This window comes from Kitasatospora dryopteridis (genome assembly GCF_050749075.1).
In the GTDB taxonomy this organism is placed as follows: Bacteria; Actinomycetota; Actinomycetes; order Streptomycetales; family Streptomycetaceae; genus Kitasatospora.
On the sequence record NZ_CP192749.1, the window covers coordinates 5,370,459 to 5,383,718 of the forward strand.

Sequence of the window (13,260 nt, forward strand, 5' to 3'; positions counted from 1 at the left end):
CTCCGTGCGCAACCGCCTGCTCGGCATCCTGCTCTCCCTGATGGCCTGCGTCCTCGCCGCCCTCGGGCTGCCGCTGGCCGCCGCCGTCGCCGCGGCCGAGCAGAGCCGGGTGGTGGTCGACCGGATCGACGACGCCGCACGCTTCGCCCAGGACCTGCCCACCCAGGGCAGGGCCGGGTCCGACACCGCCGTCAAGGGCGGCACCGTGCCCGCCGCCGGCGACACCACCCGGCTGCACATGCTGGCCCTGGAGGCCGCCCGCTACCACGGCCTGTACGGCGTGCGGATCGGCATCTTCCAGCGGGACGGCAGCGCGGTCGCGGTCGCCCCCGACGGCTGGACCGCCCCCGGCGGCGGGCCCGGCGGGCAGGCCTTCCAGGAGGCCCTGGACGGGCGCCGCAGCCACAACCCGCCGCAGGTCTGGCCGTGGACCCCGGACCGCACCGTCACCGTCGCGCTGCCCGTCGTCCGCGACGGCGACGTCGTCGCCGTGGTGATCACCGAGTCGCCCACCGGACCGATGCGCGCCCGGGTGCTGCACCGCTGGCTGTGGATCGGCGCCGGCGAGGCACTCGCCATGATCATCGCCGTGCTGCTGGCCTTCCGGCTGACCGGCTGGGTGCTCCGCCCCGTCCGCACCCTGGACCGGGCCACCCACGACATCGCCACCGGCCGCCTCAACGCCCGGGTCGCCGCCAGCGGAGGCCCGCCCGAGCTGCGCCGCCTCGCCCGCTCCTTCAACGACATGGCCGACCACGTGGTGCTCGCCATCGACCAGCAGCGGGCCTTCGTCGCGGACGCCTCGCACCAGCTCCGCAACCCGCTGGCGGCACTGCTGCTGCGGGTCGAGCTGCTCGGCCTGGAGCTGCCCGAGCGGCACCAGGAGGAGGTCGGCGCCGTCCGCGAGGAGGGCATCCGGCTGGCCCGCGTCCTGGACGACCTGCTGGGCCTGGCCACCGCCGAGCACGCCCGCCCGGAACCCGAACCGGTGGACCTCACCGCCCTGGTGCTCGCCCGGGTCGACGCCTGGCGGCCGGTCGCCGACCAGCGCGGCGTCGACCTGGTCTGGGACGGGCCCCCGATCGCCTACGGCATGGCCGACCCGATCGGCTTCGGCAGCGCCCTGGACGCGGTGCTCGACAACGCGCTGAAGTTCACGCCCGCGGGCCGCCGCGTCGCGGTCGACACGGTGCTGCGCAAGCGCGAGGTCAGCGTCGCGGTGACCGACTCCGGGCCGGGCCTCACCGAGGAGGAGCTGGGCCGGATCGGCGACCGCTTCTGGCGCAGCCCCCGCCACCAGAACGTGGACGGCTCCGGCCTCGGCCTCTCCATCGCCCGCACCCTGCTGCTCGCCGGCGGCGGCTCGCTGGACTTCGCGCAGGCCGACCCGAGCGGCCTCACCGTCGTCCTCACCGTCCCCCGCCAGCGGAACTGACCCAGGGCCGTCGCCCGAGTGCGGACGGCCGTCAGGGCTTGATCGAGGTGTAGTACCGGCGGGCGCCCTCGTGGAGGGGCAGCGGGTCGGTGTAGACGGCGGTGCGGAGGTCCACCAGCTGGGCGGCGTGCACCACGGAGCCGATGGTGTCGCGGCTGTCGATCACCGCGGCGGTCACGCCCTGCACCAGTCCGGGATCGACGTCGTCCCGGGTGATCAGCAGGTTCGGCACGGCCACCGTCGGCACGGCGGTGCCGGCCGGCTCGGCCTTGGGGTAGGCGTCCTTGGGGATGGTCGCGACCCGGTAGGCGTCCGTGCCGCCGCCCTCCTGCTGGTGCAGCCCCTCGGCGAGGTCGGCCAGCGGCACGATGCGGATGCGGAACCGCTCCGACAGGTCGGTCAGTGCGTTGGTCGGCAGGCCGCCGGACCAGAAGAACGCGTCGATCCGCCCGTCCCGCAGCTGGTCGGCCGCGTCGCCGACGCCCAGCAGCGCCGGCCGGACGTCCTTGTCGATGTCCAGGCCGGACGCGGCCAGCAGCTTGCGGGTGACCAGGTTGACGCCGGACTTCTCCTGGCCCACCCCGACCCGCAGGCCCTTCAGGTCGGCCGTCCGCCGCACCGGCGAGTCGGCCGGCACCACCAGCTGCAGGTAGTCGTCGTAGAGCCGGGCGATCGCCCGCAGCCGCCACTTGGACGGGCTGTTGAAGCCCGCCACCGCGTCGGCGGTCGCGATCGCGAAGTCGTCCTGCCCGGCGGCCACCCGTTCGAGGTTGTCCACCGAGCCCTGCGAGTTGTCCAGGCGCATCCGCACCCCGGGCATCGCCGTGGACACGTAGCCGCGCAGCAGCTGCCCGTAGCGGTCGTAGACGCCGCGCTGGACGCCGGTGGAGAAGCCGATCTCGCCCTTCGGATAGGCGGGCGCGGCGGACGAGGACAGCCACCAGCCGGCCAGGCCGCCCGCCAGGAGCAGCAGCACGAGGCCGAGCGGAACCGGCCGCCGGCGGGCTGCCCGGCGCACAGCGGCGCCGAAGCGGGCGGGTATCGAGGACTGGGCCATGCAAGGGATAGTGCCAGGCCCGGCGGCCCGGCGGGAGGCCCGTCCCACTGCCCGTACCCTTGCTGTCGTGGGTATGGAGGAGAGCTTGCGAACTTACAAGGTCGTCACGTACGGCTGCCAGATGAACGTCCACGACTCCGAGCGGCTGTCCGGCCTGCTGGAGGACGCCGGCTACACCAAGGCCGCCCAGGACGGCGACCCCGACCTGGTGGTCTTCAACACCTGCGCCGTGCGCGAGAACGCCGACAACAAGCTGTACGGCAACCTGGGCCGCCTGGCGCCCGTGAAGCAGCAGCACAAGGGCATGCAGATCGCCGTCGGCGGCTGCCTCGCCCAGAAGGACCGCGACACCATCGTCCGCAAGGCGCCCTGGGTCGACGTCGTCTTCGGCACCCACAACATCGGCCACCTGCCCGCCCTGCTGGAGCGCGCCCGGGTCGAGCAGCAGGCCCAGGTCGAGATCCTCGAGTCGCTGGAGACCTTCCCCTCCACCCTGCCCACCCGCCGCGAGTCCGCGTACGCCGCCTGGGTCGCCATCTCGGTGGGCTGCAACAACACCTGCACCTTCTGCATCGTCCCCGCGCTGCGCGGCAAGGAGGAGGACCGCCGGCCCGGCGACATCCTCGCCGAGGTCGAGGCGCTGGTCGCCGAGGGCGTCGTCGAGGTCACCCTGCTCGGCCAGAACGTCAACTCCTACGGCTCCGACCTGGGCGACCGCGAGGCCTTCTCCAAGCTGCTGCGCGCCTGCGGCGAGATCGAGGGCCTGGAGCGGGTCCGCTTCACCTCGCCGCACCCGCGGGACTTCACCGACGACGTCATCGCCGCCATGGCCGAGACGCCGAACGTGATGCACCAGCTGCACATGCCGCTGCAGTCCGGCTCCGACCCGGTGCTCAAGGCGATGCGGCGCTCGTACCGGCAGGAGCGCTACCTCGACATCATCCGCAAGGTCCGCGCGGCCATGCCGGACGCGGCGATCTCCACCGACATCATCGTCGGCTTCCCCGGCGAGACCGAGGAGGACTTCGAGCAGACCCTGCACGTCGTCCGCGAGGCCCGCTTCACCAACGCCTTCACCTTCCAGTACTCCAAGCGGCCCGGCACCCCCGCCGCCGAGATGGAGGACCAGGTGCCCAAGGCCGTCGTCCAGGCCCGCTACGACCGGCTGATCGCCCTCCAGGAGGAGATCTCCTGGGAGGAGAACAAGAAGCAGGTCGGCCGGAAGCTGGAGATCCTCGTCGCCGAGGGCGAGGGCAAGAAGGACGACCGGACGGACCGGCTCTCCGGCCGCGCCCCCGACAACCGGCTGGTGCACTTCACCCGGCCGCCCGAGCCCGTGCGGCCCGGCGACATGGTCACCGTGGAGATCACCTACGCGGCCCCGCACCACCTCCTCGCGGAGGGCGCCCCGATCGCCGTCCGGCGCACCCGGGCCGGCGACGCCTGGGAGAAGCGGCAGGCCGCCCCGGCCAAGCCCGCAGGCGTGATGCTCGGCATCCCCACCATCGGCGCCCCGGCCCCGGCCCCGGCGGCCGCACCGGGCTGCGGCTGCGACTGAGCATCCGCGGAGAAGGACCACCGGGGGCGCGTGGGGGGAGGTGCCCCTACGCGCCCCTGTGGTTCACCGCGGGCATTCGGCGGAGCCGGTGCGATTAGAGTGATCGGCATGCTGGTTGCCGCCGCCGTGTGCCCTTGTCCGCCGTTGATCGTTCCGGAGGTGGCGGCGGGTGCCGCGCCCGAGCTGGACGGGCTGCGTGCGGCCTGTGCGGAGGCGGTGGGCGGGCTGCTGGAGTCCGGGGCGGAGCTGATCGTCGCGGTCGGGACGGGCCCGAAGGCGGAGGTCTGGACGGAGGGCGGGGCCGGGTCCTTCCGCCGGTACGGGGTGGATCTTGCGGTGAAGCTGCCTGCGGCCGGTGTGTCCGGCCCGGAGCTCGCCCCGTCGCTGACCGTCGGCGCCTGGCTGCTGGCCGAGGCGGGGGCGGCCCTGCCGACCCATGCCTGTGCCGTGCGTGCGGACACCGCACCGGAGCGGCTCGCCGGTCTGGGCCGGGGCCTGGCGGACCTCGCCGACCGGGTCGGCCTGCTGGTGCTGGGCGGCGGCAGTGCGTGCCGCTCGGTCAAGGCGCCGGGCTACTGGGACGAGCGTTCCGAGGCGTACGACGCGGCGGCGGCCGCCGCCCTGGGGGCAGCCGACACCGCGGCACTGGCCGCCCTCGACCCGCAGCTCTCGGCGGAGCTGCAGGCCGACGGCCGGGCGCCCTGGCAGGTGCTGGCGGGTGCCGCGGAGGGGGCCGGCCTGGGCGGGCGGCTGCTGTTCGACGAGGCGCCGTACGGGGTGGGCTACCTGGTCGCGTCCTGGCGCTGAGCCGGGGAGCGCCCCGCCGGCGGGGGCGTCACGAGGTCTTGCCGGGGCCCGGCTTGGTGGCGAAGTCGTTGATCACGTGCTTGGCCTTGGCCGTGCCGTGCTCGATCTTGGCGTGGTACTTGTGCTTGGTCGCCTTGTCGACGGCCTCGCCGGTCTTGTCGACGGCGTTGTCGATCGTGTCCTCGTGCCGGCCGGTGAGTTCGCTCGCCTTGACCTTGAGCTCGCCGGCCTTCTCCTTGAGGCTGTCCTTCAGTCCCATGGCTGGTCTCCTCGTCCGGTGGGGAGGGCCGGACCTGACAGGCCGGCGTCCCCCTTTGGTCCAACGCTCGGATGTGCCCGGTTGTTCTCCTCGACAAACCAGGTGTAATCGGACAAAACGATACGGCGGGCCGACTCCTGCCGCAGGGTTTGCGAGACTGGGCGGGTGAGCAGCCCCAGCCCCACCCCGTCCCGCGTCGTCTCCGTGGTCGGCGCGACCGCCGCCGGCAAGTCGGACCTCGCCGTCGCCCTGGCCCGGGCCCTCGGCGGCGAGGTGATCAACACCGACTCGATGCAGCTCTACCGGGGCATGGACATCGGCACCGCCAAGCTGACGATCGAGGAGCGCGGCGGCATCCCGCACCACCTGCTGGACGTCTGGGACGTCACCGAGGCGGCCAGTGTCGCCGAGTACCAGCGGCTGGCCCGGGCGGAGATCGACAGGCTGCTCGCGGCGGGCCGCACCCCCGTCCTGGTCGGCGGTTCGGGCCTGTACGTCCGGGCGGCCGTGGACGAGATGGAGTTCCCCGGCACCGATCCGTCGGTACGCGCCCGACTCGAGGCCGAGTTGGCCGAAAACGGCTCCGGCGGGCTGCACCGGAGGCTGGCCGGGCTGGACCCGGCGGCGGCCGCGGCGATCCTGCCGAGCAACGGCCGGCGGATCGTGCGCGCCCTGGAGGTCATCGAGATCACCGGGCAGCCGTTCACCGCGAACCTGCCCGGCCACACCGCGGTGTACGACACCGTGCAGATCGGCGTCCGAGTGCCGCGCCCCGAACTGGACGAGCGGATCGAGCTGCGGGTGGACCGCATGTGGGAGGCCGGACTCCTGGACGAGGTGCGGGAGTTGGAGAAGGTCGGGCTGCGCGACGGGAAGACCGCCTCGCGTGCGCTCGGCTACCAGCAGGTGCTCGCGCACTTCTCCGGCGAGTGCACCGAGGCCGAGGCCCGGGAGGAGACCGTCCGTGCCACCCGGCGGTTCGCCCGCCGCCAGGAGTCCTGGTTCCGCAGGGACGACCGCATCCACTGGCTGGACCGGCCGGCCGGTGCCGACCCGGTGGAGCTGCTCGCCCGCTCGCTCGAACTGGTCGCCTCCTGACAACCCGGGCGGAGCCCGCAGGGGCGTGATCCGGCCATGTCGTTCGTGCAGCTGCCCACGCAGCGGAAGGTGCAGGACGAACCGGCGGTTACAGGGGGATCACGTCATGGCCACGGATCACCCGAGGACCCTCGGGACGCCCTGTCGGCGACCTTGGACATGCCATCATCGTCAGTACCAGGGGCCGGTCTGCGCGGACCGGCCCGACCGTTCACGAGTCCGTGAACTCGTGTCGATCCGTCAGGGGAGGCCGCGTGTCGACGGGTACCGGCCCCGAAACCGAGGAGCTGTCGCACAGCACCGATCGTGTGCTGCCCGAGCTCGTCGTCCCCACCTCGTACGCGATCGCCCTGCCCGCCATCGAGGACCTCGCCGCCCCCGGAGTGGTGCACGAGCGGGAGATCCGCCCGCGCCGCAGGCTGCGCTGGTGGCAGCTGCTGCCGATCGTCCTGATGGCCACGGTCGGCTCCCTGATGTTCGCCTTCCCGCTGGCCTTCTCCGGCGACGCGGCCTCCTCGATGATCGGCATGCTCGGCCTGCTGCTGACCGCCGCCTCCGGCGGCTGGGGTGCGATGGCCGCCCGGCGCGCCGGGTACAAGTGGCCGGGTCTGCCGCGGCACGGCAGCGGCCGGCGGGCGAGCCGCCGGGCTATCGCGGTGTACACGCTGACGGCGGGCGCGGCGATGGCGCTGGCCCTCTGGCGGGTCGTCCACCTGCGCGGCTGATCAGTACCATCGGCTGTGTGAGCGCACCCACCACTCCCGGCCTCGCCTTCCTCAAGGGCCACGGCACCCAGAACGACTTCGTGATCGTCCCCGACCCGGACGGCCTGCTCGACATCGGCCCGGCCGCGGTCGCGAGGATCTGCGACCGGCGCGCGGGCGTCGGCGGGGACGGGCTGCTGCGGGTGGTGCGCTCCGCCGCCGACCCGGCCGCCGCGCACCTGGCCGACGAGGCCGAGTGGTTCATGGACTACCGCAACTCCGACGGTTCGATCGCCGAGATGTGCGGCAACGGCGTCCGGGTGTTCGCCCGCTACCTGGTGCGGGCCGGCCTCGCGAAGCCCGGCCCGATCGCCGTCGCCACCCGGGCCGGCGTCCGCCGGGTGCGGGTGGCCGAGGACGCGCCCGACGGCACCCCCGGCGACGTCACCGTGGAGATGGGCCGCGCCCTGCTGCCCGGCCCGGACGGCATCGAGGTCGCGGTGGGGGAGCGTGCCTGGCCCGCCCTCAACGTCAACATGGGCAACCCGCACGCCGTCGCCTTCGTCGCCGACCTGGACGAGGCCGGCGACCTGTTCACCGCCCCGGCCACCAGCCCGGAGGGCGCGTACCCCGAGGGCGTCAACGTCGAGTTCGTCGTCGACCGCGGCCCTCGGCACGTGGCGATGCGGGTGTACGAGCGCGGCTCCGGCGAGACCCGCTCCTGCGGCACCGGCGCCTGCGCGGTGGCCGTCGCGGCCGCCCGCCGCGACGGGCTGGACCCGGCCGCCACCGGCGAGGCCGTCCGCTACACCGTGGACGTGCCCGGCGGCCGGCTGGTGATCGAGGAGTTCCCGGACGGCCGGGTGGAGAAGACCGGCCCCGCCGAGATCGTCGCCACCGGGACCCTCGACCCCGCCTGGCTGGCCGCCCTCCCGGCCTGATCCGACGGTCCGTCGGGCGCGGCCGGCCGCACCCGTCGGTCCGTCGGGCGCGGCCGGCCGCACCCGTCGGTCCGTCATGTCCCGGGCGTGCCGCCCGCCTTCCCGTTTCCGTGACCGGTGAATCCGCCCGTTCGGGTGATCCTGGTCACGGACCGGCAGCAATGCGTCGCGGATCGTGCTGAGCTCGGTAGCATGGACCACCGGGTCGGAAGCCGCTCCGGTGATCGCTGCCGGAGGTGCGGATGGCCATCGAAGCAGGACCGATCGAGACCGCTCAGCCCGGCGCCGCCCCGCGGCGTCCGCTCGGAAGGCTGAGCCGCAGCGCCCTCACCCGGGCGGGCCGCGCCGCAGTGCTGGCCGCCGGCCGTGCACCCGTGCCCGATGCCATCGAGCCGATCGTCCAGGCGCACCGCCGCCACCATCCGCAGGCCGATCTGCCCCTCCTCGCGCGCGCCTACCGGCTCGCCGAGGAGGGTCACCGCGGCCAGACCCGCAAGAGCGGCGAGCCGTACATCACGCACCCGCTGGCCGTCACCATGATCCTCGCCCAACTCGGCGCCGGCACGACCACGTTGGTGGCCTCGCTGCTCCACGACACGGTCGAGGACACCGAGGTGACGCTCGATCAGGTCGCCGCCGACTTCGGGCCGGAGGTGGCGTATCTCGTCGACGGCGTCACCAAGTTGGAGAAGGTCGACTTCGGCGCGGCCGCCGAGGCCGAGACCTTCCGCAAGATGCTGGTCGCCACCGGCGACGACGTCCGGGTGATGGTCATCAAGCTCGCCGACCGGCTGCACAACATGCGCACCATCCGGCACATGAAGCCCGCCAGCCGCATCCGCATCGCCAAGGTCACCCGGGACGTCCTCATCCCGCTCGCCGAGCGCCTCGGCATCCAGGTGCTCAAGGCCGAGCTGGAGGACATCGTCTTCGCCACCCTCCACCCGGAGGAGTACGCCCGGACCCGTGCCGTGGTGGCCGCCCACGAGGCCCGGCCGGAGGAGCTGCTGCAGCCCTTCGCCGAGGCGCTCGCCCGCCAGCTCGCCGAGACCGGGGTGGCCGCCGAGGTCACCGTCCGGCCGCGGCACTGCGTCTCCGCCCACCGGGTGCTGCTCAAGCGGGCGGCCGCGGCCGGCGCCGACGGGCTCCCGCAGGCGCTCCAGCCCGCCGACTTCGGGCGGCTGCTCGTCGTGGTGGAGGAGAACGCCGACTGCTACGCCGTCCTCGGCGAGCTGCACACCTGCTGGACACCGCTGCCCGGCGAGTTCAAGGACTTCGTGGCCGCCCCCAAGTTCAACCTCTACCAGTCGCTGCACACCGCGGTGCAGCTGCCCGGCGGCGAGGTCGCCGAGGTCCTCGTCCGCACCAGACAGATGCACCGGGTCGCCGAGTTCGGCGTGGTCGCGCTCGGCGACCCGCACCAGCCGGCCGGCGGGCCGGGCGCATCCGGCACGTCCGGCGCCTCCGGCGACGAGCTCGACCGCACCGACCCGGCCCGCCCCGGCTGGCTCAGCCGGCTGCTCGCCTGGCAGCAGGAGACCCCGGACCCGGACGCCTTCTGGTCGACGCTGCGGGACACCCTCGCCGACGACGGCGAGATCACCGTGGTCACCGAGGCCGGCGACACCCTCCACCTGCCGTCCGGCGCGACCTGCGTGGACGCCGCGTACCTGCTTGGCGAGGAGACCGGCCACCGCTGCGTCGGCGCCCGGGTGAACGGCCGCCTGGTCGCCCTGGCCACCGTGCTGCGCGACGGCGACATGGTGACCGTGCTGACCGACCCGACCGGCGAACCGCCCGGCCCCGCCGCCGGCTGGCTGGACCACGCCCGCACCCCCGCCGCCCGGCTGGCGATCGAGCGCTGGCTGGCCGCCCGGCCGCCCGCCGCCCCCGTCGTCGACACCGGCCCCGCCGACGGCAGACCCGTCCCGCAGGCCCCCGCCCAGACACCCGGCGGCGGGCGCGGGCGGCTCCCGGTGGCCGCCGTCCTCGGCCGCCCCGGCACCCCCGTCCGCCTCGCCCGCTGCTGTACCCCGGTGCCGCCCGACGCGGTGACCGGCTTCCCGATCCGCGGCGGCGCCGTCGCCGTCCACCGCACCGGCTGTCCGGTCGGCGAGCAGATGCGCGAGGACGGCAGAGGCCCCCTCCAGCTGACCTGGATTCCCGGCGCCGCGCCGCCGAACGGCTACCGGGTCACCGTGCAGGCCGAGGCGCTGGACCGCCCCCGGCTGCTCGCCGACCTCACCGCGGCGATCTCCGGCGAGGGCGTCGGCATCTTCTCCGCCGAGGTCGAACCACCCCGCGACCTGCGAGTACGGCACAGCTACACGATCGAACTGCCCGCCGCCGAGACCCTGCCCGCGGTGCTCCGGGCGATGCTGCGAGTACCCGGCGTGTACGACGTCTTCCGTCCCGGCATCCCCCGCGACGACGGCGCCCCCGGCCCCGCCCGCACGGCAGCCGCGCAGGCCCGCGCGGTAAATGGGGGTGACCCGGCCGACGGGGGCGTGCGACCATCGTGGGGAATGCACGGCCGGTCCGCGGCGTTCACCGGAGGCAGTAGCGCCGGTGCCGCCGGCGGTCCGCAGGGGTAGCTCATCCCGCCCGAGTGAGAAGGGGCGGCAGCTGGGCAGACTCCTCGATGCAGCCCGTCTGCACCGGCCTCCCAGACACGCAAAGGATGAGATGACCTCCACGTTCGACAGCCGCACCCAGACGCGCGAGTCCGCCCGCCGGCTCGCCGACCTCAGGGCCGGGGCCCTGATGGACGAGGACCTCGCGGCGATCGACGAGGACCTCGACCACTTCGACGGGGAACAGTACGACCGCTCCGAGCGCGCCGCGCTGCGCCGCGTGGCCGGCCTTTCGACCGAGCTCCAGGACGTCACCGAAGTCGAGTACCGCCAGCTCCGCCTGGAGCGCGTGGTGCTCGTCGGCGTGTGGACGGACGGCACGATCGAGGAGGCGGAGAACTCGCTGGCCGAGCTCGCCGCCCTCGCCGAGACGGCCGGCTCCGAGGTGCTGGACGGTGTGATCCAGCGCCGCGACAAGCCCGACGCCGCCACCTACATCGGTTCCGGCAAGGCCCAGGAGCTGCGCGACATCGTCGCCTCCACCGGCGCCGACACCGTCGTCTGCGACGGTGAGCTCACCCCCGGCCAGCTGATCCACCTCGAGGACGTCGTCAAGGTCAAGGTCGTCGACCGGACGGCCCTGATCCTCGACATCTTCGCCCAGCACGCCAAGTCCCGCGAGGGCAAGGCCCAGGTCTCCCTGGCGCAGATGCAGTACATGCTGCCGCGCCTGCGAGGCTGGGGCCAGTCGCTCTCCCGGCAGATGGGTGGCGGTGGCTCCGGCTCCTCGGGCGGCGGCATGGCCACCCGCGGTCCCGGTGAGACGAAGATCGAGACCGACCGGCGCCGGATCCGCGAGAAGATGGCGAAGCTCCGCAAGGAGATCGCCGACATGAAGAAGGGCCGCGACACCAAGCGCCAGGAGCGCCGGCGCCACCAGGTGCCGTCGGTGGCCATCGCGGGCTACACCAACGCCGGCAAGTCCTCGCTGCTCAACCGGCTCACCGGGGCCGGCGTCCTGGTGGAGAACGCCCTGTTCGCCACCCTGGACCCGACCGTCCGGCGTGCCCAGACCCCGAGCGGCCGGGTGTACACCCTGGCCGACACCGTCGGATTCGTCCGGCACCTGCCGCACCACCTGGTCGAGGCGTTCCGCTCGACCATGGAGGAGGTCGCCGAGGCGGACCTCATCCTGCACGTGGTCGACGGCTCGCACCCCGAGCCGGAGACCCAGCTGGCCGCCGTCCGCGAGGTCATCGTCTCGGTCGAGGCACAGGACGTGCCGGAGATCGTGGTGATCAACAAGGCGGACGCCGCCGACCCGGCCGTCCTGCAGCGCCTGCTGCGCCGCGAGCCGCACGCCATCGTGGTGTCGGCCCGCAGCGGCATGGGCATCGAGGAACTGCTGCAGCTCATCGACGACGAGCTGCCCCGCCCGGCCGTCGAGGTCCAGGCCCTGGTGCCCTACACCCGCGGCGACCTGGTCTCCAGGGTGCACAAGGAGGGCGAGCTGCTCTCCACCGAGCACACCGGCGACGGCACGCTGCTGCGGGCCAAGGTGCCCGCGGAGCTGGCCTCCGAGCTGGAGCGCTTCGCCGTGGTCGCGCAGGCCTGACGGCACCGCACGAACGGCGCGGGCCCCGATCCCTCCCAGGGACCGGGGCCCGCGCCGTTGCCGTCACTTCTTCAGCGTGCTCATGTAGTCGAACATCGCCTTCGCCTGCCCGCCGAGCGCCGGGCCGGCCATCCAGGCCGCCGGGCGCGGACCGATCGAGTTGTTGCTGACCAGGGTCGGCTTGCCGTTCCGCAGCACGAACCAGCCGCCGCCGCTGGAGCCGCCGGTCATGGTGCAGCCGATCACGTACATGGTCGGCCGCTCGGCGTCGAAGGACAGCCGGGCCGGCTTCACCCGGGAGTCGCAGTACTCCAGCTCGCGGCCGTCGAACGGCGCGCCCTGCGGGTAGCCGTACGCGGAGGCCGAGGTGATCTGGGCGCGCGGCGCGTCGAACCACACCGGCACCGAGCTGCCGACGACCTCCTCCAGCGAGCGGCCGTCGGCGGAGTCCTCGTTGTGCACCCGTATGATCCCGAAGTCGTACTGGCTGGCCGGGCCGCCGCGCTCGCCGCCCTCCTCCGCCCACTGCGGGGAGACCACTGCGTAGTCGGCCGTCCAGGCGCCGTACGGCGCGAGCTGCTCGAAGTTCGCCTTCTTGCCGTTGGAGGCCGCGCCGGTGCGGTTGTACGAGGGCACGAACGCCATCTTCTTGAACCAGGTGCCGCCCTTGCCCTCGTGCAGGCAGTGCGCGGCCGTCCACACCAGGTTGGACTTGCCGGGGTGCGCCGGGTCGCTGATCACGGTGCCGGAGCAGACCGCGCTGCTCTCCGCGTCCACCTGCATGAAGATCTTGCCCAGGACGGCCGAGGCCGGGGAGTAGGGGTGCGGCTGCGGCTTGGCGGCGATCTTCGCCGGCGGCTGCGGGTCGTTCTCGGGCGCGGTCTTCTCCGACTGCAGGGTGGCGTCCTGCGCCTCCATGCCCTGCGCCTTCTCCATCCGGGCCTGGTCCCAGAAGCCCTTGAGCTTCTCGGCGGTGAAGCCGTGCGCCTTCGCCCAGTTCGCCCAGTCGTCCTTGGTCCAGTTCTTCAGGTTCTTCAGGGCCTCGCCGAGGTCGAGGCCGGGCTTCGCACCGGTCGGCGCCGCGGTGGCCGCCGGGGCGGCGTCCGCGCCGGAGCCGCCCTCCGGGTCGCAGGCGGTCGCGGTGAGGGTGAGCACGGCTGCGGCCGCGGCGGCCGCGGCGGTCCTGCGTATGGTCGATGGCATGTCTGTCCCC

General features: G+C 73.8%; 11 protein-coding genes. 8 read left to right on the plus strand and 3 right to left on the minus strand.

Annotation, left to right across the window (positions count from 1 at the left end; genetic code table 11):
- Window positions 1-4: 4 nt before the first annotated feature.
- Window positions 5-1,435: a sensor histidine kinase gene (locus ACQ614_RS24320; protein WP_431680772.1), complete on the plus strand. Its 1,431-nt coding sequence runs from the start codon at window positions 5-7 to the stop codon at window positions 1,433-1,435.
- Between the two features lie 31 nt (window positions 1,436-1,466).
- On the opposite strand, the gene ACQ614_RS24325 is transcribed toward ACQ614_RS24320, so the two are convergent.
- Window positions 1,467-2,492, minus strand: coding sequence for a TAXI family TRAP transporter solute-binding subunit (locus tag ACQ614_RS24325; protein WP_431680773.1), 1,026 nt, complete (start codon window positions 2,490-2,492; stop codon window positions 1,467-1,469).
- A gap of 73 nt (window positions 2,493-2,565) precedes the next feature.
- On the opposite strand from ACQ614_RS24325, the gene miaB reads away from it, so the two are divergent.
- Together miaB and ACQ614_RS24335 are read left to right on the plus strand one after the other, a co-directional pair.
- Window positions 2,566-4,050 carry a tRNA (N6-isopentenyl adenosine(37)-C2)-methylthiotransferase MiaB gene (gene miaB, locus ACQ614_RS24330; RefSeq protein ID WP_431684010.1) on the plus strand — a complete coding sequence of 495 codons (1,485 nt, stop codon included), beginning with the start codon at window positions 2,566-2,568 and terminating at the stop codon, window positions 4,048-4,050.
- Window positions 4,051-4,158: 108 nt separating this feature from the next.
- Entirely contained in the window at window positions 4,159-4,857 is a 699-nt protein-coding gene (locus tag ACQ614_RS24335; RefSeq protein ID WP_431680774.1) for a hypothetical protein, read from the plus strand.
- A 28-nt stretch (window positions 4,858-4,885) separates the two neighbouring features.
- Here the strand turns inward: ACQ614_RS24335 and ACQ614_RS24340 are convergent, their stop codons facing one another.
- Entirely contained in the window at window positions 4,886-5,116 is a 231-nt protein-coding gene (locus tag ACQ614_RS24340) for an antitoxin (RefSeq protein WP_431680775.1), read from the minus strand.
- Between the two features lie 165 nt (window positions 5,117-5,281).
- Between ACQ614_RS24340 and miaA the strand changes: the two genes are divergently transcribed.
- The 5 genes from miaA (at window position 5,282) to hflX (ending at window position 12,047) form a co-directional block, all read left to right on the plus strand.
- On the plus strand, window positions 5,282-6,214 hold the full coding sequence (gene miaA / locus ACQ614_RS24345) for a tRNA (adenosine(37)-N6)-dimethylallyltransferase MiaA (protein ID WP_431680776.1): 933 nt from the start codon (window positions 5,282-5,284) through the stop codon (window positions 6,212-6,214).
- A 254-nt stretch (window positions 6,215-6,468) separates the two neighbouring features.
- Window positions 6,469-6,939, plus strand: a complete 471-nt coding sequence (locus ACQ614_RS24350) for a hypothetical protein (protein WP_431680777.1) — start codon at window positions 6,469-6,471, stop codon at window positions 6,937-6,939.
- 17 nt (window positions 6,940-6,956) lie between these two features.
- Complete coding sequence (gene dapF, locus ACQ614_RS24355) at window positions 6,957-7,859, plus strand: diaminopimelate epimerase (RefSeq protein ID WP_431680778.1); 903 nt, start codon at window positions 6,957-6,959, stop codon at window positions 7,857-7,859.
- Between the two features lie 242 nt (window positions 7,860-8,101).
- Window positions 8,102-10,453, plus strand: a complete 2,352-nt coding sequence (locus ACQ614_RS24360) for a RelA/SpoT family protein (protein WP_431680779.1) — start codon at window positions 8,102-8,104, stop codon at window positions 10,451-10,453.
- Between the two features lie 91 nt (window positions 10,454-10,544).
- Window positions 10,545-12,047 (plus strand): GTPase HflX, encoded by a 1,503-nt coding sequence (gene hflX / locus ACQ614_RS24365; RefSeq protein ID WP_431680781.1) that lies wholly within the window; start codon window positions 10,545-10,547, stop codon window positions 12,045-12,047.
- A 63-nt stretch (window positions 12,048-12,110) separates the two neighbouring features.
- Here hflX and ACQ614_RS24370 read toward each other — a convergent pair whose 3' ends face one another.
- The gene (locus tag ACQ614_RS24370; RefSeq protein WP_431680783.1) at window positions 12,111-13,250 is read right to left on the minus strand and encodes a trypsin-like serine peptidase; all 1,140 of its coding nucleotides are present in this window, start codon (window positions 13,248-13,250) and stop codon (window positions 12,111-12,113) included.
- Between the last annotated feature and the right edge of the window lie 10 nt (window positions 13,251-13,260).

Coding starts and splice junctions, on each gene's coding strand:
- ACQ614_RS24325 (WP_431680773.1), bottom strand. CDS start 2,492: ATGGCCCAGTCCTCGATACCCGCCCGCTTCGGCGCCGCTGTGCGCCGG.
- ACQ614_RS24370 (WP_431680783.1), bottom strand. CDS start 13,250: ATGCCATCGACCATACGCAGGACCGCCGCGGCCGCCGCGGCCGCAGCC.
- ACQ614_RS24335 (WP_431680774.1), top strand. CDS start 4,159: ATGCTGGTTGCCGCCGCCGTGTGCCCTTGTCCGCCGTTGATCGTTCCG.
- ACQ614_RS24360 (WP_431680779.1), top strand. CDS start 8,102: ATGGCCATCGAAGCAGGACCGATCGAGACCGCTCAGCCCGGCGCCGCC.
- ACQ614_RS24340 (WP_431680775.1), bottom strand. CDS start 5,116: ATGGGACTGAAGGACAGCCTCAAGGAGAAGGCCGGCGAGCTCAAGGTC.
- miaB (WP_431684010.1), top strand. CDS start 2,566: ATGGAGGAGAGCTTGCGAACTTACAAGGTCGTCACGTACGGCTGCCAG.
- hflX (WP_431680781.1), top strand. CDS start 10,545: ATGACCTCCACGTTCGACAGCCGCACCCAGACGCGCGAGTCCGCCCGC.